The sequence below is a fragment of the Caulobacter sp. GW821-FHT09B08 genome, assembly GCF_059418225.1.
In genome coordinates, this window is record NZ_JBWKPL010000006.1 from 251,721 (window position 1) to 276,580 (window position 24,860).

General features: G+C 69.1%; 25 protein-coding genes and 2 pseudogenes. 12 read left to right on the forward strand and 15 right to left on the reverse strand.

All coding sequences use genetic code 11. The features are described from left to right. Window positions 1–7 precede the first annotated feature (7 nt). Complete coding sequence (locus AC07OA_RS18075; RefSeq protein WP_494665201.1) at window positions 8–1,936, forward strand: M61 family metallopeptidase; 1,929 nt, start codon at window positions 8–10, stop codon at window positions 1,934–1,936. Between the two features lie 93 nt (window positions 1,937–2,029). Continuing rightward, window positions 2,030–2,629: a sigma-70 family RNA polymerase sigma factor gene (locus tag AC07OA_RS18080; RefSeq protein ID WP_494665202.1), complete on the forward strand. Its 600-nt coding sequence runs from the start codon at window positions 2,030–2,032 to the stop codon at window positions 2,627–2,629. A gap of 37 nt (window positions 2,630–2,666) precedes the next feature. Here AC07OA_RS18080 and AC07OA_RS18085 read toward each other — a convergent pair whose 3' ends face one another. Both AC07OA_RS18085 and AC07OA_RS18090 read right to left on the reverse strand, forming a co-directional pair. Further along, window positions 2,667–3,611: a DUF808 domain-containing protein gene (locus AC07OA_RS18085; RefSeq protein WP_494665203.1), complete on the reverse strand. Its 945-nt coding sequence runs from the start codon at window positions 3,609–3,611 to the stop codon at window positions 2,667–2,669. 92 nt (window positions 3,612–3,703) lie between these two features. Next, on the reverse strand, window positions 3,704–3,910 hold the full coding sequence (locus AC07OA_RS18090) for a hypothetical protein (protein WP_494665204.1): 207 nt from the start codon (window positions 3,908–3,910) through the stop codon (window positions 3,704–3,706). Window positions 3,911–4,090: 180 nt separating this feature from the next. On the opposite strand from AC07OA_RS18090, the gene AC07OA_RS18095 reads away from it, so the two are divergent. Beyond that, a complete protein-coding gene (locus AC07OA_RS18095; RefSeq protein WP_494665205.1) occupies window positions 4,091–5,167 on the forward strand; it encodes an alkene reductase in 1,077 nt (358 codons plus the stop codon). Window positions 5,168–5,273: 106 nt separating this feature from the next. Further along, window positions 5,274–5,708, forward strand: a complete 435-nt coding sequence (locus AC07OA_RS18100) for a hypothetical protein (RefSeq protein ID WP_494665206.1) — start codon at window positions 5,274–5,276, stop codon at window positions 5,706–5,708. A gap of 3 nt (window positions 5,709–5,711) precedes the next feature. Here the strand turns inward: AC07OA_RS18100 and AC07OA_RS18105 are convergent, their stop codons facing one another. From AC07OA_RS18105 to AC07OA_RS18120, 4 genes are all read right to left on the reverse strand, one after another. Beyond that, the gene (locus AC07OA_RS18105) at window positions 5,712–6,149 is read right to left on the reverse strand and encodes a VOC family protein (protein ID WP_494665207.1); all 438 of its coding nucleotides are present in this window, start codon (window positions 6,147–6,149) and stop codon (window positions 5,712–5,714) included. Between the two features lie 112 nt (window positions 6,150–6,261). After that, entirely contained in the window at window positions 6,262–6,441 is a 180-nt protein-coding gene (locus tag AC07OA_RS18110) for a hypothetical protein (protein WP_494665208.1), read from the reverse strand. Window positions 6,442–6,496: 55 nt separating this feature from the next. Next, complete coding sequence (locus AC07OA_RS18115) at window positions 6,497–8,431, reverse strand: ABCB family ABC transporter ATP-binding protein/permease (RefSeq protein ID WP_494665328.1); 1,935 nt, start codon at window positions 8,429–8,431, stop codon at window positions 6,497–6,499. Then, entirely contained in the window at window positions 8,362–9,180 is an 819-nt protein-coding gene (locus AC07OA_RS18120) for an Ig-like domain-containing protein (RefSeq protein WP_494665209.1), read from the reverse strand. Before AC07OA_RS18120 ends, AC07OA_RS18115 begins: the two co-directional genes overlap by 70 nt. Window positions 9,181–9,295: 115 nt before the next feature. Here AC07OA_RS18120 and AC07OA_RS18125 point away from each other — a divergent pair, with 115 nt between their 5' ends. The 3 genes and pseudogenes from AC07OA_RS18125 to AC07OA_RS18135 all read left to right on the forward strand — a co-directional run. Then, window positions 9,296–9,928 (forward strand): LOG family protein, encoded by a 633-nt coding sequence (locus AC07OA_RS18125; RefSeq protein ID WP_494665329.1) that lies wholly within the window; start codon window positions 9,296–9,298, stop codon window positions 9,926–9,928. A 69-nt stretch (window positions 9,929–9,997) separates the two neighbouring features. After that, on the forward strand, window positions 9,998–10,297 hold the full coding sequence (locus tag AC07OA_RS18130; RefSeq protein ID WP_494665210.1) for a DUF8200 family protein: 300 nt from the start codon (window positions 9,998–10,000) through the stop codon (window positions 10,295–10,297). A gap of 537 nt (window positions 10,298–10,834) precedes the next feature. Beyond that, window positions 10,835–11,758: pseudogene (locus AC07OA_RS18135) on the forward strand (beta-1,6-N-acetylglucosaminyltransferase); the annotation flags it as partial. 41 nt (window positions 11,759–11,799) lie between these two features. On the opposite strand, the pseudogene AC07OA_RS18140 reads toward AC07OA_RS18135, so the two are convergent. From AC07OA_RS18140 to AC07OA_RS18160, 5 genes and pseudogenes are all read right to left on the reverse strand, one after another. Further along, window positions 11,800–11,944 (reverse strand): annotated as a pseudogene (locus tag AC07OA_RS18140) (hypothetical protein). A gap of 260 nt (window positions 11,945–12,204) precedes the next feature. Beyond that, the gene (locus AC07OA_RS18145; RefSeq protein WP_494665211.1) at window positions 12,205–12,573 is read right to left on the reverse strand and encodes a hypothetical protein; all 369 of its coding nucleotides are present in this window, start codon (window positions 12,571–12,573) and stop codon (window positions 12,205–12,207) included. A 149-nt stretch (window positions 12,574–12,722) separates the two neighbouring features. Next, entirely contained in the window at window positions 12,723–13,880 is a 1,158-nt protein-coding gene (locus AC07OA_RS18150; RefSeq protein ID WP_494665212.1) for an acyl-CoA dehydrogenase family protein, read from the reverse strand. 108 nt (window positions 13,881–13,988) lie between these two features. Continuing rightward, complete coding sequence (locus AC07OA_RS18155) at window positions 13,989–15,203, reverse strand: acyl-CoA dehydrogenase family protein (protein ID WP_494665213.1); 1,215 nt, start codon at window positions 15,201–15,203, stop codon at window positions 13,989–13,991. Window positions 15,204–15,338: 135 nt separating this feature from the next. Next, window positions 15,339–16,217 carry a nicotinate-nucleotide--dimethylbenzimidazole phosphoribosyltransferase gene (locus tag AC07OA_RS18160; protein ID WP_494665214.1) on the reverse strand — a complete coding sequence of 293 codons (879 nt, stop codon included), beginning with the start codon at window positions 16,215–16,217 and terminating at the stop codon, window positions 15,339–15,341. 81 nt (window positions 16,218–16,298) lie between these two features. Between AC07OA_RS18160 and AC07OA_RS18165 the strand changes: the two genes are divergently transcribed. After that, on the forward strand, window positions 16,299–16,541 hold the full coding sequence (locus AC07OA_RS18165; protein WP_494665215.1) for a DUF1289 domain-containing protein: 243 nt from the start codon (window positions 16,299–16,301) through the stop codon (window positions 16,539–16,541). Between the two features lie 20 nt (window positions 16,542–16,561). Here the strand turns inward: AC07OA_RS18165 and AC07OA_RS18170 are convergent, their stop codons facing one another. Continuing rightward, window positions 16,562–16,915 (reverse strand): hypothetical protein, encoded by a 354-nt coding sequence (locus AC07OA_RS18170; protein WP_494665216.1) that lies wholly within the window; start codon window positions 16,913–16,915, stop codon window positions 16,562–16,564. Window positions 16,916–17,190: 275 nt separating this feature from the next. Here AC07OA_RS18170 and AC07OA_RS18175 point away from each other — a divergent pair, with 275 nt between their 5' ends. Then, window positions 17,191–17,691, forward strand: a complete 501-nt coding sequence (locus AC07OA_RS18175; RefSeq protein WP_494665217.1) for a TIGR02281 family clan AA aspartic protease — start codon at window positions 17,191–17,193, stop codon at window positions 17,689–17,691. On the opposite strand, the gene AC07OA_RS18180 is transcribed toward AC07OA_RS18175, so the two are convergent. Beyond that, window positions 17,688–18,353 (reverse strand): hypothetical protein, encoded by a 666-nt coding sequence (locus tag AC07OA_RS18180; protein WP_494665218.1) that lies wholly within the window; start codon window positions 18,351–18,353, stop codon window positions 17,688–17,690. The two genes, AC07OA_RS18175 and AC07OA_RS18180, sit on opposite strands and share 4 nt — an antisense overlap. Before the next feature lie 75 nt (window positions 18,354–18,428). After that, a complete protein-coding gene (gene dusA, locus AC07OA_RS18185; protein ID WP_494665219.1) occupies window positions 18,429–19,448 on the reverse strand; it encodes a tRNA dihydrouridine(20/20a) synthase DusA in 1,020 nt (339 codons plus the stop codon). A 154-nt stretch (window positions 19,449–19,602) separates the two neighbouring features. Here dusA and AC07OA_RS18190 point away from each other — a divergent pair, with 154 nt between their 5' ends. After that, window positions 19,603–21,078 (forward strand): class I adenylate-forming enzyme family protein, encoded by a 1,476-nt coding sequence (locus tag AC07OA_RS18190; protein WP_494665220.1) that lies wholly within the window; start codon window positions 19,603–19,605, stop codon window positions 21,076–21,078. Window positions 21,079–21,181: 103 nt separating this feature from the next. Continuing rightward, window positions 21,182–22,780 (forward strand): AMP-binding protein, encoded by a 1,599-nt coding sequence (locus tag AC07OA_RS18195; protein WP_494665221.1) that lies wholly within the window; start codon window positions 21,182–21,184, stop codon window positions 22,778–22,780. Window positions 22,781–22,983: 203 nt separating this feature from the next. Here the strand turns inward: AC07OA_RS18195 and AC07OA_RS18200 are convergent, their stop codons facing one another. Beyond that, window positions 22,984–23,895: an SDR family NAD(P)-dependent oxidoreductase gene (locus tag AC07OA_RS18200; RefSeq protein ID WP_494665222.1), complete on the reverse strand. Its 912-nt coding sequence runs from the start codon at window positions 23,893–23,895 to the stop codon at window positions 22,984–22,986. Between the two features lie 179 nt (window positions 23,896–24,074). On the opposite strand from AC07OA_RS18200, the gene AC07OA_RS18205 reads away from it, so the two are divergent. Further along, window positions 24,075–24,857: an SDR family NAD(P)-dependent oxidoreductase gene (locus AC07OA_RS18205; RefSeq protein ID WP_494665223.1), complete on the forward strand. Its 783-nt coding sequence runs from the start codon at window positions 24,075–24,077 to the stop codon at window positions 24,855–24,857. Window positions 24,858–24,860: the final 3 nt, after the last annotated feature.

Here is a 24,860-nt window from a genome sequence, read left to right on the forward strand (position 1 = left end):
TTCGACGATGCGCACACGCGCGCTGCTGGCCCTTTCCCTCGCCCTCTGCGCCGCGACCGCCTTCGCCGAGCCCCAAGCGCGACCGGGGCCCATGCCGCCGGCCCCGCCGATCCCGGCCGCCCGCGACATCGCCTATCCCGGCGTCATCGACCTGCGGCTCGATGTCAGCGACGTCACCCGCAAGGTCTACAGCGTCGTCGAGACCATCCCCGTCAGCCCTGGTCCGCTGGTGCTGTCCCTGCCCAAGTGGATCCCCGGCGAGCATTCGCCCAGCTCCCAGATCGCCCTGATGTCGGGGCTGAAGATCACCGCCAACGGCCAGCGCCTGGCGTGGCGGCGCGATCCGGTCGAGATGACCGCCTTCCATCTGGACATCCCGCCCGGCGTCGAGACCATCGAGGTCACGCTGCGCCAGCCTACCGCCCAGTCCGACGGGCCGGTGCGCATCGCCGTGACGCCCAACCTGCTGATCGTCAAATGGACGGCCGTGGCGCTGTATCCGGCGGGGCACGACGTCGACCGCATCCGCGTGCGGCCGTCCCTGACCGTTCCCGCGGGCTGGCGCGTCGCCACCGCCCTAGACGGCGCGGTCGCCGCCGGCCCCACGACCACCTTCGCCGAGACCGACTTCGAGACCCTGATGGACTCGCCGGTCTATGCCGGCCGCAACCTGCGCGTCTTCGACCTGGACCCCGGCGGCCGACGCCCCGTACGCCTGAACGTCTTCGCCGACGAGACCGCCAGCCTGGCCGCCACCGACGCCCAGATCGAAATCCACCACGAGCTGGTTCGCCAGACCGACAAACTGTTCGGCGGCGCCCGCAACTACGATCACTACGACTTCCTGTTCAGCCTGAACCCGGACGTCGGCTATCTGGGCGCCGAGCACCAGCGGTCCAGCGAGAACGGCTACCATACGGCCGGCTACTTCACCGACTGGGACAAGGCCTTCACCGGTCGCGACATCCTGGCCCACGAATATGTCCACGCCTGGAACGGCAAGCATCGCCGCCCCGCCGACCTGTGGACGCCCGACTACACCACCCCGATGCGCAACAGCCTGCTGTGGGTCTACGAGGGCCTCACCGAATACTGGGGCGACACCCTGGCGACGCGGGCGGGCCTCTACACGCCCGAGCAGATGCGCCAGCGCCTGGCCCTGATCGCCGCCACGGCCCAGGCCACGCCGGGCCGCGACTGGCGTTCGCTGCGCGACACCACCAACGGCTACATCATGAACGCGGCGGGCGGCACGGGCTCGACGGCCTGGATCCGCTCGCTCGACTATTACGAGGAAGGCCAGCTGCTGTGGCTGGACGTCGACACCTTGATCCGCGAGCGCACCAACGAGCAGAAGTCGCTGGACGACTTCGCCAGGGCCTTCTTCGGCGTCGACGACGGCGACACCACCGTGTCGACCTACACCTTCGAGGACGTGGTCGCGGGCCTGAACGCGGTAATGCCTTACGACTGGGCCACCTTCCTGAACGCCCGCCTCGACGCGCACGACAAGGCCCCGCTGGACGGCCTGGCGCGGGGCGGCTGGACCCTGACGTTCGGCGACAAGCCCACCGGCTACTTCACCGCCTATGAAGCCGCCCAGGAGACGCGGCTGTTCACCTTCTCGGTCGGCCTGGACCTGGACGACGAGGGAACGGTGAAGGAGTCGCTGTGGGACGGCCCCGCCTTCACCGCCGGCGTCATCGCGGGCGCGAAGATCGTCTCGGTCGACGGCAAGGCCTATTCGGCCGACGCCCTGGCCTCGGCCATCGCGCGGGCGGCCAAGCCCGGCGCCGGCCCGATCCGCCTCAAGATCAAGGCCGACGGCGTCGTCCGCGCGGTCGACCTGCCCTATCACGGCGGCCCCCGCTATCCGCGCCTGGAAAGGCTGACGGAGGCCAAGGACCGGCTCGGCGCGATCCTGGCGCCGCGATAGCGCGGGCGCTCGCCGATGTTTCTTTGACTATTTTCACCATGAAGCGGAGCCTTGATCCGTCGAGCGCGTTCACTCTCCGAACGGGGAGTAAGCATGACCGACTCGACCTCAACCCAGACCGCTTCCAGCCGAGCCTTCGAGCGCGAGCTCGTCGGCCTGATCCCGCATCTGCGGGCCTTCGGCCGCTCGCTGACCGGCAACGCCAGCCACGGCGACGACCTGGCCCAGGACGCCCTGACCAAGGCCCTGGCCTCGCGGAACTCCTACACGCCGGGCACCAACATGAAGGCCTGGACCTTCATGATCCTGCGCAACGTCTTCTATTCGGAAAAGCGCCGCTCGTGGCGCTCGTGCGAGCTGGATCCCGAGGTCGCCGAACGCACACTGGTGTCCAACTCCAACCCGACCGCCGCCCTGGAGCTGGACGAAATGCGTCGGGCGCTGGACATGCTGCCGGCCGACCAGCGCGAGGCCCTGATCCTGATCGGCGCCGCGGGCATGTCCTACGAGGAAGTGGCCGAGATCACCGGCGCGGCCCTGGGCACCATCAAGAGCCGCGTCAGCCGTGCTCGCGACCGCTTGGCCCTGATCTTCGCCGAAGGCCGGATCGACGAGGACCATCTGCCGGCCCACGACGCCATGGCCGCCATCTTCCGCCGCATCGACGGTTACCGCGAGGCGCGGGCCGCCTAAAGGCCGGTCCGGATCGCAAAAAGAGACGAGGCGGCGCCTAGTGCGCCGCCTTTTCCTTGCGCGGGATCAGGTGCAGCACGCCGACGATCACGCCGCCGACGATCAGCCCCACCACCGCCGAGCAGGCCGCCATGGCCAGCCAGCCGGTCACCGGTCCGATCACCGGCGCGCCGCCGGCCCAGTGCGAGGCGGCCTCCACCCAGTGCGGCACGGGCGTCAGGTGGAAGTGCTCCAGCCCGTGCACGATGATCCCGCCGCCGACCCACAGCATGGCCGCCGTGCCGATCACGGTCAGGGCCTCCATGGTCACCGGCATGGCCTTGACCAGACCCCGGCCGAAGCCGCGCAGGGCGGCGTTCTTGCCCTTGGCCAGGTGCACGCCGATGTCGTCCATCTTCACGATCAGCCCCACCACGCCATAGACGGCGATGGTCAGGGCCACGCCCACCACCGCCAGGGCGGCGGCCTGGATGGCCAGGGGCTGGTCGGCGACGTCGGCCAGGGCGATGGCCATGATCTCGCCCGACAGGATCAGGTCGGTGCGGATCGCCCCGCCTACCTTCTGGGCCTCCAGTTCGGGACCGCTCAGGGCCAGGTCCTCGACCTCCTCGCCGGCCACCTCGTGGTGGGCAAAGGCCTCGATGATCTTCTCGGTGGCCTCGAAGGCCAGATAGGCGCCGCCGCACATCAGGATCGGCGTTACCGCCCAAGGCGCGAAGGCGCTGAGGATCAGGGCGCCGGGCAGCAGGAACAGCAGCTTGTTGCGGAACGAGCCGACCGCGATCTTCCAGACGATCGGCAGCTCGCGCTCGGGCGTGAAGCCCATGGCGTAGCCGGGCGTCACGGCGGTGTCGTCGACCACCACGCCCACGGCCTTGGTGCCCGCCTTGCCGGCCGCCCCGGCCACGTCGTCCAGGGAGGCGGCGGCCAGCTTGGTGATGCCGGCGATGTCGTCGAGCAGGGCGGCGAGGCCGGAGGGCATGGTCGGATTCTCTTAAGCGAAGGATCGAGCCTAGGCGAATAGCCACGCCACTCGCCCAGGTCGAGCCCTAAACCCGCCGAAGGCCTGTCCGATCAGGCTTTCGGATGGGCCAGGCCCAAGGCTTCGCTCGGGCCTTCCTCGTCGTCCTCGGGGGTGACGATCTCGGCGGGCTCCTCCTGCCGCGCCAAGTCGCGGGCGCCGACGCCCCCGCCCTGCTGGATGTTGCGGTTGGCCTCGACGGTCGAGGGATCGTAGGTGTCGTCGGCTTCGTCGCCGTTGGTGACGTCGGGGGTGGGCATGGGCGTTCTCCAGATCCGCTCCAAAGCCAACGACGAGCCGGGCTCGGACGTTCCCCTCAGATTCCCTGCGACGGTCGTCAGAATAAAATCAGCCCCTGTGGCAGTTGCGATCGCATCGTGACGCTCCAGATAAACGGCACGCCGGCACGTTGCCGGCCGATCCATTTCAGGGACACCCCCATGCCCAATCTGTTCGACCCGCTTCGCCTCGGCGACATCGAGCTTCCCAACCGCGTCGTCATGGCGCCGCTGACCCGGCTGCGGGCCGGCCCGACCCAGATCCCCAACGCCCTGATGGCCGACTACTACGCCCAGCGCGCCTCGGCGGGCCTGCTGATCACCGAAGGCGTGCCGGTCGTTCCGCAAGGCGTCGGCTATCAAGGCGTGCCCGGCATCTGGTCGCAGGAGCAGGTCGAGGGCTGGAAGCAGGTCACCCAGGCCGTGCACGACAAGGGCGGCCGCATCTTCATCCAGCTGTGGCACGTGGGCCGGGTCTCCGACCCGTCGTTCCACGGCGGCGAAGCCCCGGTCGGCCCCAGCGCCATCGCGGCCAAGGGCCATGTCAGCCTGCTGCGCCCCGAGCGCGACTACCCCACCCCGCGCGCCCTGAGCACCGAGGAAGTGGCCGGCGTGGTCGAGGCCTTCCGCAAGGGCGCCGAGAACGCGAAGGCCGCCGGCTTCGACGGCGTCGAGATCCACGGCGCCAATGGCTATCTGCTGGACCAGTTCCTGCAGGACGGCTCCAACCAGCGCACCGACAAGTACGGCGGCCCGATCGAGAACCGCGCCCGCCTGCTGCTGGACGTCGCCGACGCGGTGTCGTCGGTGTTCGGCCCCGGCCGGGTGGGCGTGCACCTGGCGCCGCGCGCCGACAGCCACTCGATGGGCGACAGCGACCTGGCCGCCACCTTCGGCCATGTGGCCACCGAACTGGGCAAGCGGAAGATCGCCTTCCTGATGGCCCGTGAATACGAAGGCGCCGACAGCCTGGGCGTCGACCTGAAGCAGGCGTTCGGCGGCGTCTATATCGCCAACGAGAAGTTCACGCTGGACACCGCCCAAGCCGCCCTGAACGCGGGCAAGTTCGACGCGATCGGTTTCGGCAAGGCCTACATCGCCAATCCGGACCTGGTGGAACGCCTGCGAGTCGGCGGGCCGCTGAACGACCCGGATCCGTCGACCTTCTACGGCGGCGACGGTCGCGGCTACACCGACTATCCCACGTTGAAGACGCCTGTCGCGGCGGCGGTTGAGTAACCTCTAGTCGCGTCCGGAACGGGATTTCCCGTCGAGTCTGTATCCGCTGTGTGATTTGCCGCGTTGGCTCTTCACCACGCGCCGCACAGCGGATACAGGCTTAACCATGAGCGATACCAACGATCACTGGAAGATGGCCCTGCAACGCGGCGCGGCCGCCCTGGCCTTCCGGATCACCAGCCCTCCCAACGCCGCCAAGCCGACGATGGTGGCCGAACCCGCGCCCCAGAAGCGCGCCCTGCCCGTGATCGTCTATCACGCGGTGGCCGCCTGCGCCCTGGTCGACGGCTGGGTGGCGACGGGCGAAGGCGATGTCCTGATCGACCGCCCCGCCGTGCTGACGCGTCAGAAGCTGCTGAACGCCAAGGCCGCCGAACCGCCGGGCAGCCTGCAGTCGCCGTTCTCGACCGGCTACGCCGCCGACTACCGGTTGGAACTGGCCCGCCTGGCCTGGCTGGCGATCATCGACGATCCCCCGGCGCGACTGGAAGCCCTGGCGGCCCAGTACAAGCCGCCGGAACAGCGCATCAAGCTGGTTTAGGGTCTACCAGACGCCGACATTGGGCATCGACGCCCACGGCTCGGCGGGCTCCAGATTGCCCGCCTGAAGCAGCTCCACCGAGATGTTGTCGGGCGAGCGGATGAAGGCCATGTGGCCGTCGCGCGGCGGGCGGTTGATCGTCACCCCCATGTCCATCAGCCGCTGGCAGGTCGCGTAGATGTCGTCGACCTGGTAGGCCAGGTGACCGAAATTGCGGCCGCCCTGATAGTCCTCGGGATCCCAGTTGTAGGTCAGCTCGACCAGCGGGGCCTTGCGCTCCTTGGCCAGCTCCGCATCCTCGGGCGCGGCCAGGAAGACCAGGGTGAAGCGGCCCTTCTCGTTCTCCATCCGGTACATCTCGGCCAGGCCCAGCCCGTCGCAATAGAACCGCAGCGAGGCGTCGAGATCCTTCACGCGGACCATGGTGTGCAGATAGCGCATGGGCGGGTTCCTGAGCGCGGAGAGACTTGAGACGGGCGCAGGATACCGCGACGGTCGGCCGCCCCGCACCCCATATTGTCGCGCGACGGCGCCTGGACGGCGCCGGACGGACCTATTTCGCCAGGCGGGCGTCGCCCTGCAGGGCGCGCTGGGCCCGCTCGACGGCGTCGATCAGGGCGCCCAGGGCCAGCCCTTCGGGGCTGTCGGCGCGGTAGATCTCGCGCAGGGCCGGCACCTGGTCCTTGCAGGCGGCCATGGCGTCCAGGGCCCGATCGATCTTCCGCGTCAGCATGACAATAACCGCTATTGATGTTCTACATTCGTTCTACAATGGCGGTTTTCGGATATCAATCGACGACCGCCCCCGCTTCCACAGGTTTCCCCCGAGTCTGTCGTCGCCACAACGCCGCGTATTCGCCGCCGGCCTCCAAAAGCGCCGCATGGGGACCACGCTCCACAACCTTTCCACGGCGCAGCACCACGATCTCGTCGGCGTCGGCGATGGTCGACAGGCGGTGGGCCACCACCAGGGTGGTGCGGCCGGCCCGGGCCTTGCGCAGGGTGGCCTGGATGGCGGCCTCGGTGCGGCTGTCCAGGGCGCTGGTCGCCTCGTCCAGGATCAGCACCCGGGGATCGGCCAGCAGGGCCCGGGCGATGCCCACGCGCTGGCGTTCGCCGCCCGACAGCTTCAGCCCGCGCTCGCCCACCTTGGTGGCCATGCCTTCCGGCAGGTTGCGGATGAACTCGCCCAGCTCGGCCGCCTCGGCCGCGGCCCAGACCTCGGCCTCCGAAGCCTCGGGGCGGGCGAAGGCGATGTTGGCCATCACCGTGTCGTTGAACAGGGCTACGTCCTGGGGCACCAGGGCCACGGCCCGGCGCAGCGAGGCCTGCTTCAGCGCCTTCAGGTCATGGCCGTCCAGAGTCACCCTGCCCTCCTGCGGATCGATCATCCGCAGGGCCAGGCGCACCAGGGTGGTCTTGCCCGCGCCGGAGGGACCGACGATGGCCACGGTCGTTCCCGGCGCGACCGTGAAGTCGACGTCCTGCAGACCTTCAGACCGCGCGCCGTGACGGAACGAGACGGCCTCGAAGCTCACCGCCCCGCCGCGCCGGTCGGCCGGCGGCGGCAGGTCGATGGCGTCCGGCGCGTCGGCCACGTCGGGCTGGGCGCGGCGCAGGTCGAGCATGGCCTCCATGTCGATGAACGACTGGCGGATCTCGCGATAGGCGAAGCCCAGGATGTTCAAGGGGCCGTAGAGGTTGACCAGGATCAGCACGGCGGCGGTGACGTCGCCGGGCCCGATGCGGCCGTCGGCGGCCTCGACGCCGGCGAGGATGGCCATGACGCCCAGGCCCAGGCTCATCACCGCCGACTGCACGGTGTTGAGCAAGGTCAGCGAGTTGGTGGCCTTGATATTGGCCGCGCCATAGACCGCTAGGGCCGTCTCGTAGCCGCCCACCGCCCGATCCTCGGCCCCGAAGGCCTTGACCGTCTCGTAGTTCAGCAGGGCGTCCACCGCCCGGCCCGCCGCCTCGGCGTCGGCCTCGTTCAGCACGCGCCGATGGCCGATCCGCCAGTCGGAGATGGTGAAGGTCACGACGCCATAGATCACCACCGTGACGACGGCCGTCAGGGCGAAGCGCCAGTCATAGGCCTTGGCCAGCACGACCGCCGCCATCACCAGCTCGACGGCCGTGGGGGCGATGTTGAACACCAGGCCGCGCAGCAGGAAGTCCATCGACCGCGCGCCGCGATCGATCACCCGCGACAGCGAGCCGGTGCGCTTGGTCTGGTGGAAGTCGATCGACAGCGACAGGGCGTGGGCGAAGGTCTCGACCGCCGCGCGGGTCTGGGCCGCCTGGGCCACCGGGGTGAACACCGCGTCGCGGGCCTGGGGCGCGACGGCGGCGATGAAGCGGATGAAGGCCCAGCCGCCGGCCAGGGCGGCGAAGGTCAGGCCCACCTGAACGCCGGCGCTCTGGCCCGCGCTCAGGGCGTTGACGGCCTTGCCCAGCAGCAGCGGCGCGATCACGCCCAGGAACTTGCCCACGAAGGTGAAAACCAGGGCGAGGGTCAGGCGCCAGCGCAGGCCCGGCGCCTTGGAGCGCATGACCAGGTGAAAGAGGTCGGCCAGGGCCTTCCAGCCGTTGGGCTTGACCTCGGGCGCCGCCACCGCCCCGGCCACGGCGCCGGTTCGCGGAGCCATGCCCCTCATCGGCCGCCTTCCAGCAGCTGGGTGGTCTGCACGCCGCCGCCCGGCGTCATCCAGTCGACCCGCCAGCCCACCGGCGTCGGGGTCGGGCGCACGGGACCGGCCGTCGGCGGCTGCGGGGCGCTGACCTCGACCACGATCTGCTGTTCGCCGCCCTCCCCGGCCACCTGGATGGTGCGGGCGCCGGCCTCCAGGGCCTGGCTGAGCGAGATGGTGAAGCGGCCGTCGTCGTCGACCTTGCCTTCGCCGCGCGTCACCCGGTCGACGCGCACGCCCAGGCCCGCGCCCGGCGTGCCGACGCCCGAGATCACCGCCCCGCCGCTGCGGTCATAGTCGATGGCCAGGATGCGGGGCGACGGCGAGGCCTGGCCCAGCACGTGGGCGCCGGCCCCCGCGCGCAGCAGCACCGCATGGGCCGACGGGGTGACCATGATGTAGCCCTGGGCCTGCACGGTCCGGTTCTCCAGCGTCATCGACAGGCCGTACAGCCGGGGCTCGGCCGCCAAGGGCGCCACCAGACGCCAGCGCCCGGCCTCGTCGGCCTTGCCCACCAGGGCCTCGCCCGTGGGCGAACCCAGCCGTATGCTGGTCAGCGGTTCGGCCTCGCCCGAAAGGACGACGGTCGCGTCCTGGCGAACCGCGGAGACCAGGTGCGGCGGCTTCAGATAGCCGGCGTGAGGCGAGGCCTGTTCGGACTTGGCCACGCCGGAATCGTCCCGCCAGCCCTTCTCGCCGCGCCCGCAGGCGCCCGTCGACAGCACGGCGACCGCCGCCATCGCCCAGGCCGACTTGAAACCGATCTCGCGAATCCTGATCATGGCTTTCCCGATGGCCGCCGACACCCGGCCGGCCTTCTTCCTGAGTGCTCACGTGCGGCGCGCCGGCCTTGCCCACAAGGACCGGCCCGCCGAATATTTCCTGGAGTGGACGACGATGCCCGACCTGTCCAGCGGCCAAGCCTCGGCGGAGGCCGCTTCCTTGAAGTCGGTCTGCGTCTATTGCGGCTCGTCGAACGCCGCGCCCGCCGCCTTCCTGGAGGCCGCCTACGAGATCGGCGCCGACTTCGCCAAGGCGGGGCTGAAGCTGGTCTATGGCGGGGGCGGCGTCGGGCTGATGGGCGCGGCGGCGCGCGGGGCGCACGAGGCCGGCGGCCAGGTGCTGGGCATCATCCCCGAGTTCCTGCGCGGCCGCGAGCAGCCGTTCGACGACGTCGAGACCGTGGTCGTTACCTCGATGCACGAACGCAAGATGATGATGTTCGAGCGCTCGGACGCCTTCGTGGTGCTGCCGGGCGGCATCGGCACCCTGGAGGAGATCATCGAGCTCCTGTCCTGGCGCCGGCTGGACCTGCACCGCAAGCCGATCGTCTTCCACAATCCGGACGGCTTCTGGGACCCGCTGTTCGCCCTGCTGCGCCACACCATCGACCAGGGCCTGACCCCGCCCGCCCTGGCAGACACCTGGCGCGTGGCCGAAAAGGCCAGCGACATAACGCCTGCCCTACTGGCCTGGGGCGCGGAAAACGTGCAAACAGATGTTTTAGCGCCGCTTCGTCAGTTGACTTAGTTGCGTAAAGAAACGAACTTTGCGTTGGGCCAACCTCCCGTTGTCGGCCCGGGGATATAGGAAACAATCATGCGTATCTTCATCGCCGCGCTGGTCGCGGCTTCCGCCATGTCGTCCGCCGCTCTGGCCGCCGAAGGCGCTGTTCTGAAGCTGAAGGCTCCCAGCAAGCTTCCGACCCTGATCCAGGACGGCGCCATGTGGCGCTGCAACGGCGACGTCTGCGCCGCCCCCCAGGTCAAGTCGCTGCCGGTCGGCCGCGCGTGCCGCAAGGTCGCCGCCGAGCTGGGCGCCGTGGCCACCTTCAACTATCGCGGCGAAGAACTGGACGCGGCCGGCATCGCCGACTGCAACACCGCCGCCAAGCCCTGATCCACCGCGTTTCCGCACGCCGTGTCGAAGCGACACGGCGTGCGTCCTGGTCTTGAGCCCGCAGCCCTGGGGCGCCCCGCCAGTCCGGCGCGTCGATTTATCCGCGCCGCTTCCCAAGACATGATAGGACTACCGGCAAGGCGCTCAGACGCGCCATCGGCTCGTGCGCCCAGGCGTAACGGCCCGCCACGCGCCAGACATACGGGCGCTCCGCTCCGACCCTGAAAAAACGACGCCGACCGGTGAGTTTTCGCCGGATGCAATACGCACCGCCGGGCCAGCGCCCGCGCGCGATCGCTTGCGTCCCGATCCTCGCCCCGCGTCTCGCCTCCGAAAAGGAAAAGCCATGTCCAAAGGCAGTCGCGAAATCCGCAAACCCAAGACCGTCAAGCCCAAGGTGATCGCCGCCGCCGCGCCGGTTCTGCAGGCCACCCTGGCGCCGCGCAAGAAGTAGGCCCGTCGACGCCCGAGCGGCGTCCGGACCCCGGCGCGCGTCGCGGGCCGCCTCCCCCTCAGACCATACTTGGCGCGCCTTAGCCGCCATTCAGGAGCGTCAGCTTGATCGCCTATTTCGTCCTGGTTCACCGCTATCCCGAGCAATTCAAGCGCCTGTTCAAGGCCATCCACGACCCCGACAACCACTACCTCGTCCATGTCGACAAGAATTCCGGCCCGGCCCTGGAGGCCGATATCCGCGGCTTCCTGGCGGCGTATCCCAACGCCGACGTTCTGGAGAGCAAGAAGGCTCTGTGGGGCGGCTACAGCCTGGTCGACGCCGAACTGCGCGGCATGGCCAAGCTGCTGGAGATGGGCAAGGACTGGACCCACTTCATCAATCTCAGCGGCCAGGACTTCCCGCTGATGACCCAGAAGCGGATCAAGGCCTTCCTGACCCGCAACAAGGGCCAGGAGTTCATCCGAGTGCTGGACCAGGCTGTCATCCGCCCCGACACCATGGGACGGGTGCTGCGATATGTGGAGGAACTGGGCGGTCGCATCACCGACACCCTGGCCACCCGCCTCTTCCTGGACGGGGCCACGCCCTATATCGGCACCCAGTGGAAGATCGTCAGCCGCGCCTTCTGCGACTTCGTCTGCCACGACCCGTCGGTCGAGCGCTACAAGGCGTTCTACCGCAACACCTTCATCGCCGACGAGGGCTTCTTCCAGACCGTGATCATGAACACCACCGCCCATGGCGAGGTGATCAATGACGACAAGCGGATGATCGACTGGATTCCGGACGGCGACATCAAGCTGCGCCCTCGCACCTTCACGGCTGTCGACGCCGTGTCGCTGACGACCAGTCAGGATCTGTTCGCCCGCAAGTTCGACGCCGAGGTCGACGGCGAGATCCTCGACATTCTCGAGGCGCACCTCCGCACCCAGGACGTGGCCAATGCCGAGGAGGCCTCCGACCGGACGCCGGCCCGAGCCCTCGACGAACTGCTGATCGCCTAGGACAAGCTTGGCGGACGGGGCATGCCCCGTCCGCCACTCGCTTACTTCCTCGAATCCTTCGACGGGCGCGGAGCCGGCTTAGGCGCGGGCCTTCCCCCGACCAGCATGCCGCCCATCAGGGCGAAGGACAGCATGGCGTGGTTCATCTTCGATACGTTCATTGGCGGCGTCTCCTTGACCAGCCAGGGGCCGCCGAGACGACCCCACTTGTTACGTGGCGACGGTCCGGGACGGACCCCCGCTCAGCCAGAAAGAGACGCGCGCGGCTTACAGGGACTCCCACCCTCCTAGTCGTCAGCGCGTCGAGGGAAATCATGCTCCCGCTTGCGTGGATTTCAAGAAAAATAATCCGAACCCTGACGAATTCCGTCTACGGACGAATGCCGATCCGGGGCTGCTTTTCCCAAGCGGAGCAACGGTTCGCGCACGGAACGCCGCAGGGATCGTCAGTGAACCGTCGGACTTTCCGACGGGACCGGAGCCTCGGGCTTGCCGGCCGCGCCGATGATGGCGGCGGCGGCGCGCAGCATGGCCCCGTCGATCCGGCCGGTCTCGCAGCCGACCAGCTCGGCGGCCATCTCCGGCAGGTCGGCGCATAGCCGCAGCTGGCCCGCGATCCGTTGCAGCACAAGGCTTTCCTCGAGATCGGGATCGTTGGCGACCACCCCGACCACCAGTGAAAGCGCCACCTCCAGGCGGTCGGCCCGGGCCTTGGCCTCACGCGCCTGGTCCAGCAGGAGGCGCCCGCTGGCGTCCATGGCCGCCAGGGTTTCGGTGGTCGTCGGGGCTGGGCTGTCGAGGCGAAGATCGGTCACGGCGGAAATCCAACAGGTTGCTCTGCCAGATTGAACGGGACCCCGCCGTGAAACGGGGCGGACAAAACGCATGGGCCCAAGAAAAAGCCGCCCGCGACGGCGTGTCGCGGGCGGCTCGGTCTTCTATCGACGGTTGTCCGTAGGCGGTATCAGGCCGCCTTGCCGCCCACTTGGCCGAAAGAGAGCCCCTCGTAGCGCTTCAGGTGGTGGTCGACCGAGCCGAACAGGCCTTCGATCAGAGTCGCGCGCTTGAAGTAGTGGCCGATGGCCAGCTCGTCGGTCATGCCCATGCCGCCGTGGATCTGGATGGCGTTCTGGCCCACGAACTTGCAGGCCCGGCCGATGCGGACCTTGGCGGCCGAAACGGCCTTGGCGCGCTCGGCGTCGCTGTCGGACAGCTTGATGGTGGCCATGTAGGTCATGGACACGGCCTGCTCCAGCTCGATGAACATGTCGACCATCCGGTGCTGCAGCACCTGGAAGTTGGAGATGGCCGTGCCGAACTGCTTGCGCTGCTTGGCGTAGTCCAGGGTGCCTTCGTGCAGCTTGCGCAGCACGCCCACGGCCTCGGCGCCGACGGCGGCCGTGGCCTCGTCGATCACCTTGTTGACCAGGAGCAGACCACCGCCCTCCTCGCCGATCAGGGCGTCGGCCGGGATCGAGACGTTCTCGAAATAGACTTCCGAGGCGCGGTTGCCGTCCACCGTAGGATAGTCGCGGGTGACGATGCCCGGCAGGGTCTTGTCGACCAGGAACACCGAGACGCCGCCCGTGTCGCGCTGGGCGCCGCCGGTGCGGGCGGTGACCACCAGGTGCGTGGCGAACGGCGCGCCCACCACCACGGCCTTGTGGCCGTTCAGCACATAGCCCGAGCCGTCCTTCTTGGCGGTGGTCTTCAGGTCCTGCCAGGTGTAGCGGCCCTGCGGCTCGCCATAGGCGAAGGCGATGGTGGTCGTGCCCGCCACGATGCCCTCGATCACCGAGGCCGCGCCGGCATAGCCCGAATGCTTCATGAAGCCGCCGCCGATCACCACGGTGCCCAGATAGGGCTCGATGACGAGCGCCTTACCGAACTCCTCCATGATGATCATGTTGTCGATGGCGCCGCCGCCCAGGCCGCCCAGCTCCTCGCTGAACGAGGCCCCCAGGATGCCCAGCTCCTCGGCGAAGGCCTGCCAGTAGTCGGCCCGCCAGCCGCTCTCGGAGTCGACGATCTTGCGGCGCGTCTCGAAGTCGTACTTGTCCTGCAGGAAGCTCGCGACCGTGTCGCGGACCATCGACTGCTCTTCGGTGAAGTTGAAATCCATCCCAGGTTTCCCGTCTTTGTCTCGCCCCGGGCGGCTCGGCCGGCTTCGGGGTTGCGGTGTTCGTGTCGGAAGTCGCGGCGAGCGGCCCGGCCGCCCGCCGTCGAGGCGCTAGAGGCCCAGCACCATCTTGGCGATGATGTTGCGCTGGATCTCGTTGGAGCCGCCATAGATCGACGTCTTGCGGACGTTGAAATAGGTCGGGGCGGCGCGGTGGGCGAAATCGGGGCCGATCGGATGGGCGTTATCGCCATCCTTGGGGAAGCCGCGGAAGTACGGCGCGCCGTAGTGGCCGGCCGCCTCCAGCACCAGCTCGGTGATGCGCTGCTGGATCTCGGTGCCCTTGATCTTCAGGACCGAGGACTCAGGCCCCGGCCCCTTGCCGGCCGCCTCGCCCGCCAGGGTGCGCAGCTCGGTGTATTCCAGGGCCGTCAGGTCGATCTCCAGGTCGGCGACCTTGCGCTTGAAGTCCGGGTCGGTCAGCAGCGGCTGGCCGTCGTCGCCCAGTTCGGTCGAGGCGATCTGGCGGATGCGCTCGATGCCGCGCTTGGAGCGCGCCACGCCGGCGATGCCGCTACGCTCGTGGGCCAGCAGGAACTTGGCGCAGGTCCAGCCCTTGTTCTCCTCGTAGATGCGGTTCTCGACCGGCACCTTGACGTTCTCGAGCCAGACCTCGTTGACCTCGTGCTCGCCGCCCAGGGTGATGATCGGACGCACCGTCACGCCCGGCGATTTCATGTCGATCAGCAGGAACGAGATGCCTTCCTGGATCTTGGCGGCCGGGTCGGTGCGGACCAGGCAGAAGATCCAGTCGCCGTGCTGGGCCAGGGTGGTCCAGGTCTTCTGGCCGTTGACCAGGTAGTATTCCTTGCCGTCGTCGCCGGTGAAGCGCTCAGCCTTGGTCTTCAGGCTGGCCAGGTCCGAGCCCGCGCCCGGTTCCGAATAGCCCTGCGACCACCAGATGTCGCCCGACAGGGTCGGCGGCAGGAAGCGTTCCTTCTGCTCGGGGGTGCCGAAGGTGTAGATCACCGGCCCGACCATGTTGATGCCGAACGGCAGGATCGGCACGCAGTCGGCGCGGGCGGTCTCTTCCGACCAGATGTAGCGCTGCACCGAGGTCCAGCCCGGGCCGCCGTATTTCTCCGGCCAGGCCGGCGCCACCCAGCCCTTCTTGGCCAGAGTGCGGTGCCAGGACAGGAAGTCCTCCTTCGCCATCTCCTCGCCCTCTTCCTGCTTCTCGCGCAGGCCCTCGGGGTAGTTTTCGGCGATGAAGGCCCGGACCTCGTCGCGGAAGGCGACGTCTTCGGGCGAGAAATCGAGGTTCATGGCGGGCTCCCGGAAATCGGCCCTCTTGAGGGGCCGTCTTTGACTTTCGGGAGTCACCTTAGGGCTCGAACGAGCGTTTGGAAAGATGACCTTAGCGTCAACGTAAACAATGATCAGTTTGAGGTCGGGAAGGCCTCAGCGCACCTCGCAGGCCAGCCGCACCAGGGCCAGGGCGGTGACGCCGCCGACGCCCTCTTCCTCGGCGATATCGAGGCTGACGAGCGGCCGCTTGCCCAGCGCCTCCAGCAGGCGGGCATGGCCCTTGAGGGTCCCGACATGGCCCGCCTGGCAGTGGGCGATCAAGGCCGGATCCAGGGCATGCAGCACGGCGGCGGCGGCGCAGGCGGCGTAGCCGTCCAGCAGCACGGGCACCTTCTGGACCCGCGCGGCCAGGATCGCACCCACCAGGGCGGCGGTCTCGCGCCCGCCCAGTTGGCGCAGCACTTCCAGCGGATCGGAGAGATCGGCCTCGGCGCCGGCGCGGGCCACGGCGGCGGCGACCGGGCCGGGCGCGTCGCTCCAATCGCTCGCTTCGCCGCCCAGCAGGGCCAGGGCGACGGCGCCGGCCGCGCGCTCGGTCTCGGCGGCGATCACGCCGGGGATCAGAAGGTCGGGCTGCTTGGCCAGGGCCTCCATGCCGAAGGCCATGGTGGCGGCGCATTCCTTCTCGCTCATCGCGGCCTTGTCGACGGCGTCGGGCGTCGGGCGGTCGATGGCCAGGTCGAAGGCCTCCAGCCCCGCGCCCTGGACGCCGGCGATGCGGCAGACATTGGCGCCACCGGCCGCCACGGCCTCCAGGCGCTCGCGGGCATAGCCGCGCGGCCCCACGCCCTGGCGCGCCCCGGCGTACAGCGCCACGACCGGCCGCAGCACGGCGGGCGGCGTCTTGCCGGTCCAGGCGGTCAGCCACGCCGAGATCTCGGCCAGGCGGTCGGCGCCCTCGAAAGCCACGGCGGGAGCGGCCGGCGCGTCGGCGGCCAGCTTGCGGATGTCGTCGAAAGGAGAAACGGTCATGGGGCGCGGACTTAAGCCAGCGCGAGCCCGATGCAAAGGGCGCCCCTTGCACCCATCGCGACCAAGGACGAGATTTGGCGCATGACGCCAGACTCAGCGCCCCCGCCCTCGCGCCCGCCTCGCCCCATCGTCACGCCCTGTGTGAAGGTCTGCGCGGTGGACGGCGCCAGCGGGTTCTGCATGGGCTGCCGACGCACGCTGCCGGAGATCGCCGGCTGGGCGCGCTATACCGACGAAGAAAGGGCGGCCATCATGGCCGCCCTGCCTCATCGTCCGGATCCCCTGGCCAGCCTGATGGCCGGCGCGAACGGACCGTCCGCCTAGGCGGACGTCCGGACGCGAACTCAGTTCGACGCGTTGGCGGCCGAGCCGGTCGGCGCGGCGCTGAGGTAGGCCGAGCAGACGCCCGAGCGTTCCGCCAGCAGCTTGTCCTTCTTGGCGCCCTGGGCCTTATCGCCTTCCTTCTGGGCGGCCGAGATCTTGTTGCCGGCCGAGACGCGGACCGGCAGTTCGCGCGTGCCCATTTCCTGCTTCAGGAACGCGTCGATATTGGCGGTGTCGACCTTGCCGAGACCTTCCGAGGCGGCCAGGCCGCGGCAGCGGGCGGCTTGCAGATATTCCAGGTTGGTGGCGTCGGCGTGAGCCGCGCCCGCCAGGGCGGACATGGCGATAGCAGTGGCGATAACGATCGTCTTCATGGCGGCGTTTCCCTCGATAAGCCTCACTCAATGATGTCGGTATGCCGGAAACAGCAGCCGATCTTAAGTTAAATCGAAGTCATTTTGCACATTACATAGAAGTAACATTGGTATTCGTAAGTATTACAGTTTTTTAATTTTGCGTTTAGTTATTCACACGTTAACTGTAATCGCTTGAAATCCGCCCTATTCACGGGTTGAAAACCCATTCGCGGCTAGTCTCCCCGCAACGGTCGTAGAAACGGCCAGCAAGCCAGTATGGCGGGGTGACTTCGATGCTCAAGTTCGCGACCATCGCGATCGTAGGCGCGCTCTCGGCGGTGGGGGCGGCGAAAGCCGTCGTATCGCTGGACGACCTGCGCCAGCCGGACCTGCGCGGCCCGGCCCCCGTGGCCGCCTCGACCGACGACGGCGCCGCCCAGATCGTCAAGGGCGCTGACGGCCATTTCTGGGCCGAGGCCAAGGTCGACGGCCGCGCCGTCCGCTTCCTGATCGACACCGGCGCCACCGCCGTGGCCCTCAGCCAGACCGACGCCAAGCGCCTGGGCATCGACACCAAGGGCCTGGACTACAGCTACAAGGTCACGACCGCCTCGGGCCAGACGCGCGCCGCCGCGGTCAAGCTGGCCAGCGTCGCGGTGGCCGGCGCCAAGGTGGCCGACGTCGACGCCCTGGTCATCGAGGACGGCCTGGAGACCTCGCTGCTGGGCATGAGCTATCTGGGCCGGCTGTCCAGCTTCCAGGCCACGCCTCGCGCCCTGATCCTACGCTCCTAAAAGCGGTAGTTCAGCCCGACCTGGACGATCGGGAAGTACTTGAAGCCCTTGGCGTCGTCGCGGACGTTGTCCTCTTCCTGCTGAAGCTGCTGCAGGAAGGCCGGGTCGTTCGACAGCGTGCCGCCCGAGGCCGTCAGGTCCACCTTCGGCGACTTGCTGAACGACACTCCGCCCAGCACGCGGAAGCCCCAGGCGCCGTTGCGGCTGAAGGTGCTGTCCCAGCCTAGACCCGCGAACGGCTGGGTCTTGGACATCTCGACATCGCCGGTGATCGTGCCGATCTGGGCGGGGGTGAACACCACGCCGCCGATCTCGGTCGGCCCGGTGGGCGTGCCGTCCAGCTTGGCCTTGCGCTCGCCGAAATAGGAACCGCCCGACAGGAAGAACGCGCCGCCGCCCGGGTGCCAGTCGATGAAGGCGCCGCCGGTGCTGGTCTTCAGCTTGGCCGAGTAGTCGATGCCGCTGTAGGTGTGATCGTAGTCGAACTTCATCCAGTCGCCGCCGCCGCGAACGACGAACTGGTCGCTGAGCTTGTATTGCAGCTCGGCGCCCACGCCGGGCGTGCCGATATTGGCGCCGACCGCGAACCGGCCGTCCTGGGCATGGGCGGCGCCCGCCAGGAGCGTGGCGCCGAGCGCGGCCGCCAGGGTGAGACGTAACATTTCGTGACCTCGCATCAGGGTTTTACCCGACCTCGAAGTCCGTAACCGCGCGCGCTGGCGGCGAGTTCCGAAAGCTTAGCTCGCGGCGCTTTCCAGCGTGCGCGCCTCGCGGGCGTCGACCGCCTGGCGCACGGCCGCCACGGCGCGGTCGACCACCTCCAGCCCCGCCCCCGCCGCGACGCCCTCGACGGTGAGAATCCGCCGCCAGGCCCGCGCGCCCGGCAGGCCGTGGAACAGACCCAGCATGTGCCGGCTCATGGCCGCCAGATGCACGCCCGCCGCCAGCTGGCCGGCCATGTAGGGCTTGTAGAGCTCGACCGCCTCGAAGGCGTCGATGTCGGCCACGTCCTCGCCGAACACACGCCGGTCGACCTGACCCAGCAGGCCCGGCTCGTGATAGGCCGCCCGGCCCAGCATGACGCCGTCGACGTGCTCCAGCTGCTCCAGCGAGACATCCAGGTCCGGAATGCCGCCGTTGATGACGATGGTCAGGTCGGGGCGCTCGGCCTTCAGGCGATGGACCAGCGGATAGTCCAGCGGCGGCACGTCGCGGTTTTCCTTGGGCGACAGCCCCTTCAGCCAGGCCTTGCGGGCGTGGACCACGAAGCTGGTCACTCCGGCCTTGGCCGACAGGTCGATCAGCTCGAACAGGGCCTGTTCGGGCTCCTGGTCGTCGACGCCGATCCGGCACTTGACCGTGACCGGGACCTTCACCGCCGCACCCATGGCCGCCATGCAGTCGGCCACCAATTGGGGCTCGCGCATCAGGCAGGCCCCGAACCGGCCGCTCTGCACGCGGTCGGACGGGCAGCCGACGTTCAGATTGATCTCGTCATAGCCCCAGTCCTCGCCGATCCGCGCGGCGGCGGCCAGGTCGGCGGGTTCGGACCCGCCCAGCTGCAGCGCAACCGGATGCTGACCGGCGTCGAAGTCCAGCAACCGCTCGCGATCGCCGTTCAGCACCGCACCGGTCGTCACCATCTCGGAATACAGCAGCGCCCGGCGCGACAGCACCCGATGCAGCGACCGGCAATGACGGTCGCTCCAGTCCATCATGGGGGCGACGGAGAGCCGGTGGGGTTGGTGTCGCTGCATGTCCATCGCGGGCGGTTACGGTTCGAGCCGCGCTATATAGTCGAGACCGGCCGCCAGGGCGAGAACGCGCGTCGCCGCGCCCCGCGCCATAGAACCGCCGGGGCGATGCGCCCTCGCCTTGTGGAGCCGGCCGACCGCTCTAGAGTCCCGCGCCATGACCACCCTGGCCGAGCTTTGTGCGCAGACCCTGGCCGTCGCGCCCACGCGTCCCGCCGTCGACTACGACGGGACCTGGTACGACTGGGGAACGGTCCAGGCCATGGCCCAGGAGGTGCGACGCCTGCTGGCCGCGAGCGGGGCCGGGCCGCGCGGATCGGCGATCTTCGTGCCGCGCAACCGCCCCTCGGCCCTGGCGGCGTTCCTGGCCATGCTGGCCGACGGCCGCACCGTCCGGATGATCTACGCCTTCCAGTCGCCCGCCGCGATCGCCGCCGCCATCGAACGGCTGGACGCGACCGTGGTGGTGATGGCCGACGAGGACTTCACGCCCGAGGTCCGCGCGGTGCTGGCGGCCAAGGCCATGGCCGGGATCGGCCTCTCCGAGGACGGCGGCCGCCTGACCGCGCGCGCCGTCGACGACCACGAACGCGGCGCGGCCCGACCCGAGCCGGACGGCCCGCCCCAGGTCGAGATCCTGACCAGCGGCACCACCGGCCCGCCCAAGCAGTTCCCCATTCCCCACCGGGTCATCGCCGGGTTCGTCCAGAACCAGGGCATGACCATGATCGACGATCCGGACGAGCCTCCGTTCCTGATGTCGTTCCCCATCGGCAACATCTCCGGCGTCTACAGCGTCGCGGCCTCGCTGCTGCGGGGCAAGCGGGTGGTGCTGCTGGACCGGTTCTCGGTGGAGAAGTGGCGCGACTTCGTGGTGCGCTATCGCCCCAAGGCCGGCGGCGCGCCCCCGGCGGCGGTGGCCATGATCGTCGACGCCGACCTGCCGCCGCAGGACCTGGCCTCGCTGAAGGTGTTCAGCACCGGCGCCGCGCCGCTGGACCCGACCGTGCAGCGGCGGTTCGAGGAGAAGTACGGCATCCCGATCCTGCTGTCCTACGGCGCCACCGAGTTCGGCGGGCCGGTGGTGGCGATGACCCCGCAGCTGCGGACCGAATGGGGCGACGCCAAGTTTGGCAGCGTCGGCCGAGCCATGGCGGGCGTGCATCTGCGGGTTCGTGACCCAGCCACCGACGAGATTCTGCCGGCGGGCCAGGAGGGCATTCTGGAACTGGTCTCGCCGCGCATGGGGCCAGAGTGGATCCGCACTTCCGACCTGGTGGTGATCGACGCGGACGGCTTCATGTTCCATCGCGGCCGGGCCGACGGCGCGATCATGCGCGGCGGCTTCAAGGTGCTGCCCGAGACCATCGAACGCGCCCTGCTGCTGCATCCGGCGATCTCGGCCGTCGGGGTGGTCGGCGTGGCCGATCCGCGCGTGTCGCAGGTGCCTGCCGCCGCCCTCGAGCTGAAGCGGGGCGCGTCGGCGCCGGAGTTCGGGGAGCTGGAAGCGCATCTGCGCCTGCACGTGCCCTCCACCCACATTCCGGCGCACTGGCGGATCGTCGAGACCCTACCCAAGAACCCGTCGTTCAAGATCGACCGGCCGGGCTTGCGGCGCCTGTTCGAAGGCTGAGCCGAACGCAGGATCGCCCGTGCGGTCGATTGGACCGATCGCTTGCCCGGCTCCGGCGCCGCCTGCATGAGTTCGCGGAAGATCGCAGAGGATTGGCGCGCTCATGACGCAGACCCGCACCACCCCGACCGGATGGCGCATCCGCTGGAACGCCGCCCTGGCCGACCAGGCCTATGCCGACGGCTGGTGGCGTCCGGAGACCTGCGTCGACGCCCTGAAACGCGCCGTGGCGCAAACGCCCGACCGCGTGCTGGTGATGGACGATGTCGCCAGCCTGACCGCCGCCGAGTTGAACGACCAGGCCGGCCGCCTGGCCCGCGCCATGCTGGCCCGGTTCGAGCCGGGAAGCGTCGTGTCGTTCATGCTGCCCAACTGGCGCGAGGCGGCGGTGATCTACATGGCCGCCACCCTGGCCGGCATGGTCGCCCACCCGATCCTGCCCTCGCTGCGCGACCACGACCTGCGCTTCATGCTGGCCGACATCAGGAGCCGGATGATCTTCGTGCCCGGCACGTTCCGCAATCACGACTACGCGGCCATGCTGACCCGGGTGACCGAGGCGCTGGAGACCCCGCCGGAGGTCGTCGTCCTGCGCGGCGACGCGGCCGGCCACACCGCCTTCGCCGACCTGCTGGCCGAGGACGCGACCACCGCCCTGCCCGCGCTCGATCCCGACGACGTGCGCATGGTGATGTACACCAGCGGCACCACCGGTCGCCCCAAGGGGGTGATGCACACCCACAATTCGCTGAACGCCCTGATCCGCCAGATCGGCCGCCACTGGCTGGTCGAGCCCGGCGACCGCTTCCTGGTGCCCTCGCCCATCAGCCACATCGGCGGCTCGATCTACGCCTTCGAAACCCCGCTGATGCTGGGCGCGACGGCGGTGCTGATGGAGAGCTGGGATCCGGACACGGCGGTGGCGATCATGGCGCGCGAGGGCTGCACCCACATGGCCGGGGCCACGCCGTTCCTGCAGCACCTGCTGGCCTCGGCCCGCAAGGCCGGCACCCGCCTGCCCAGCCTGAAGCTGTTCATCTGCGGCGGGGCCTCGGTGCCGCCCGCCCTGATCCGCGAGGCCGCGGGCTATTTCGACAAGGCCGTGGTCAGCCGCGTCTACGGCTCGACCGAGGTTCCGGTGACGACCGTGGGCGTGATCGACCGCGATGATGTCGACCACGCCGCCGACACCGACGGACGCCCTGGCATCGCCGGCGTCAAGATCGCCGCCGATGGCGAGATCCGCGCGCGCGGCCCGCAGATGCTGGTGGGCTATGTCCACGCCGAGGACGAGGCCAGCGCCTTCGACGACGAGGGCTTCTACCGCACCGGCGACCAGGGCCGGCTGGTGGACGGCGACCACGTGGTGGTGACCGGCCGCATCAAGGACCTGATCATCCGCAACGGCGAGAACATCTCGCCCAAGGAGATCGAGGACCTGCTGGTCGGCCATCCCGGGGTCGCCGAGATCGCCATCGTCGGCGTGCCCGACGCCCGCACCGGCGAGCGCGCGGTGGCCGTGATCGTGCCCCGCGACGGCGCGACGCCCGACGTGCCCAGCCTGGCCGAATTCCTGGCCGGCTTCGGCGTGGCGCGGTTCAAGTATCCGGAAGCCGTCGCGCTGTGGGACGCCCTGCCCAAGAACGACGCGGGCAAGGTGCTCAAGCAGGGCATCCGGGCGACGCTGACGGCGGGTTCGTAGGCGCTCTGGATCCTTCTCCCCTTGCGGGAGAAGGTGTCAGCGAAGCTGACGGATGAGGGGTCGATAAACGCAGAAGCCGCGACCGGCCTTTCGGCTTGTCGCGGCTTTTCTGTTCTTAAACCCCTCACCCGACCCCACTCCGTGGGGCCACCCTCTCCCGCAAGGGGAGAGGGATCGTTGTCTGGCTGAGTTGCGAAAAGGGCTCAGCCGCCTTTCGTCATGCCGAAGCTGTAGCCGATGTGCTCGGCATGGCCGTTGGGGACGGGTTCGAAGACGATCGAGTCCTGGCGGTCGCCGATTTCGGGCATGCGCGCGGCGACGTCGTCGATGGTCCAGGACGGCTGGTAGACGCCCTTGGTCTCGGCGACATAGGCCTTGGCCACGCGGCCGGCGATGGAGACCAGCAGTTCGCCGGTGATCGAGCAGTCCTCGTGCGCCAGCCAGGCCACCGACGGGGCCACCAGTTCCGGCTCCATGGGCGGATAGACCGAGGTGTCGCGGCCCTCGGCCATGCGGGTCACGGCCGCGGGCACGATGGCGTTGCTCTTGACCCCGAACTCCTCGCCCTCGATGGCGGCGACGTGCGACAGGCCGAACGAGCCGGCCTTGGAGACCGAATAGTTGGCCTGGTTGCGGCTGCCGTAGAGGCCGCCGATCGACGAGGTCAGCACGATGCGCCCGTAGCGGGCCTCGCACATCAGGGCGAAGGCCGGGCGCACCACATGGAAGGCGCCGCGCAGGTGCACGTCCACGACGGAGTCGAAGTCCTCCTGCGACATTTCCCGCAGCGGCGCGCCGCGCACATTGCCGGCGTTGTGGATCAGGATGTCGACCTTGCCCCAGGTGTCGACGGCCTTCTGGATGATGGCCGCACCGCCCTCGGGGGTGGCCACCGAGTCCGTCGAAGCGATGGCCTCGCCGCCGGCCGCCTTGATCTCCTGGACCACTTCCTCGGCCACGCCGACATCGGCGTCGCCGCCCTTCATGCTGGCGCCGGGATCGTTGACCACGACCTTGGCGCCCTTCGACGCCAACAGCAGGGCGTAGGCCCGGCCAAGCCCCCGGCCCGCGCCGGTGATGACGGCGACGCGACCGTCGAACCTCAGTTCAGTCATGGGGGCTTCCTCCGCCTCAACTTGCTTGTGAATGGCCGTATCACGGCGGAAATCGCGGGGGGACGGACGCCGCCGACATTTCGACGCTGCGATGAATGTCGCGGCCCGCCGGGCGATCATTGACACCATCGTCGAAAAGCGGCGCACCAGGAGGACGTCAGACGAAGGGACAGTCCATCATGCAGGTCGCCATCATCACCGGCGCGGGAAGCGGCATCGGCCTGGGCACGGCCAAGATGCTGTACGACGCGGGCATGGCCATCGTCGGCGTGGGCCGCGACGAGGCCAAGCTCGCCACCCTGAACGCGACGATCAACGACCCGGCGCGCCTGGCCACCCTGTCGGTCGACGTCACCGCCGACGACGCGCCCAAGAAGATCGTCGACCTGGCGCTTCAGCGCTTCGGCAAGATCGACTTCCTGATCAACAACGCCGGCGCCGGCAGCCCCAAGCCGCTGGCCGACACCGACGACGCCCTGCTGGACAGCTTCCTGGACGTGATGCTGCGCGCGCCGTTCCGCCTGTGCCGCGAGGCCATCGGCCACATGGGTCCTGGCTGCGGCATCGTGAACGTGACCTCGACCTACGCCGTGATCGGCGGCCGGCGCGGCGGGGCCTATTCGGCGGCCAAGGGCGGGCTCACCTCGCTGACCGAGCACATCGCCTGCGATTATGGGCCGAAGGGCATCCGCGCCAACTGCGTGGCGCCGGGCGTGACCATGACCGACATGGTTCGCCACCGCTTCGACGACGAGATGTTCAAGCGCGTCAACGTCGAGACCACGCCCTTCCCCCGCCTGGGCGAAGTCGAGGACATCGCCAGCACTATCGCCTTCCTGTGCTCGCCGGGCGCGGGCTTCATCAACGGCCAGACCATCGTGGTGGACGGCGGCTGGACAACGACCAAGTACATGTCGGACCGCGCCTTGCGGACGACGTGGGTCGAGCCGGACGAGGGCTGAGAC

What these genes read in the sequence shown, in the direction of transcription:
- AC07OA_RS18090 (WP_494665204.1), bottom strand. Translation starts at nt 3,910, where the DNA reads ATGCCCACCCCCGACGTCACCAACGGCGACGAAGCCGACGACACCTAC.
- AC07OA_RS18100 (WP_494665206.1), top strand. Translation starts at nt 5,274, where the DNA reads ATGAGCGATACCAACGATCACTGGAAGATGGCCCTGCAACGCGGCGCG.
- AC07OA_RS18075 (WP_494665201.1), top strand. Translation starts at nt 8, where the DNA reads ATGCGCACACGCGCGCTGCTGGCCCTTTCCCTCGCCCTCTGCGCCGCG.
- AC07OA_RS18160 (WP_494665214.1), bottom strand. Translation starts at nt 16,217, where the DNA reads ATGACCGTTTCTCCTTTCGACGACATCCGCAAGCTGGCCGCCGACGCG.
- AC07OA_RS18105 (WP_494665207.1), bottom strand. Translation starts at nt 6,149, where the DNA reads ATGCGCTATCTGCACACCATGGTCCGCGTGAAGGATCTCGACGCCTCG.
- AC07OA_RS18120 (WP_494665209.1), bottom strand. Translation starts at nt 9,180, where the DNA reads ATGATCAGGATTCGCGAGATCGGTTTCAAGTCGGCCTGGGCGATGGCG.
- AC07OA_RS18125 (WP_494665329.1), top strand. Translation starts at nt 9,296, where the DNA reads ATGCCCGACCTGTCCAGCGGCCAAGCCTCGGCGGAGGCCGCTTCCTTG.
- AC07OA_RS18095 (WP_494665205.1), top strand. Translation starts at nt 4,091, where the DNA reads ATGCCCAATCTGTTCGACCCGCTTCGCCTCGGCGACATCGAGCTTCCC.
- AC07OA_RS18195 (WP_494665221.1), top strand. Translation starts at nt 21,182, where the DNA reads ATGACGCAGACCCGCACCACCCCGACCGGATGGCGCATCCGCTGGAAC.
- dusA (WP_494665219.1), bottom strand. Translation starts at nt 19,448, where the DNA reads ATGCAGCGACACCAACCCCACCGGCTCTCCGTCGCCCCCATGATGGAC.
- AC07OA_RS18130 (WP_494665210.1), top strand. Translation starts at nt 9,998, where the DNA reads ATGCGTATCTTCATCGCCGCGCTGGTCGCGGCTTCCGCCATGTCGTCC.
- AC07OA_RS18190 (WP_494665220.1), top strand. Translation starts at nt 19,603, where the DNA reads ATGACCACCCTGGCCGAGCTTTGTGCGCAGACCCTGGCCGTCGCGCCC.
- AC07OA_RS18205 (WP_494665223.1), top strand. Translation starts at nt 24,075, where the DNA reads ATGCAGGTCGCCATCATCACCGGCGCGGGAAGCGGCATCGGCCTGGGC.
- AC07OA_RS18165 (WP_494665215.1), top strand. Translation starts at nt 16,299, where the DNA reads ATGACGCCAGACTCAGCGCCCCCGCCCTCGCGCCCGCCTCGCCCCATC.
- AC07OA_RS18110 (WP_494665208.1), bottom strand. Translation starts at nt 6,441, where the DNA reads ATGCTGACGCGGAAGATCGATCGGGCCCTGGACGCCATGGCCGCCTGC.
- AC07OA_RS18170 (WP_494665216.1), bottom strand. Translation starts at nt 16,915, where the DNA reads ATGAAGACGATCGTTATCGCCACTGCTATCGCCATGTCCGCCCTGGCG.
- AC07OA_RS18175 (WP_494665217.1), top strand. Translation starts at nt 17,191, where the DNA reads ATGCTCAAGTTCGCGACCATCGCGATCGTAGGCGCGCTCTCGGCGGTG.
- AC07OA_RS18085 (WP_494665203.1), bottom strand. Translation starts at nt 3,611, where the DNA reads ATGCCCTCCGGCCTCGCCGCCCTGCTCGACGACATCGCCGGCATCACC.
- AC07OA_RS18155 (WP_494665213.1), bottom strand. Translation starts at nt 15,203, where the DNA reads ATGAACCTCGATTTCTCGCCCGAAGACGTCGCCTTCCGCGACGAGGTC.
- AC07OA_RS18150 (WP_494665212.1), bottom strand. Translation starts at nt 13,880, where the DNA reads ATGGATTTCAACTTCACCGAAGAGCAGTCGATGGTCCGCGACACGGTC.
- AC07OA_RS18080 (WP_494665202.1), top strand. Translation starts at nt 2,030, where the DNA reads ATGACCGACTCGACCTCAACCCAGACCGCTTCCAGCCGAGCCTTCGAG.
- AC07OA_RS18180 (WP_494665218.1), bottom strand. Translation starts at nt 18,353, where the DNA reads ATGTTACGTCTCACCCTGGCGGCCGCGCTCGGCGCCACGCTCCTGGCG.
- AC07OA_RS18200 (WP_494665222.1), bottom strand. Translation starts at nt 23,895, where the DNA reads ATGACTGAACTGAGGTTCGACGGTCGCGTCGCCGTCATCACCGGCGCG.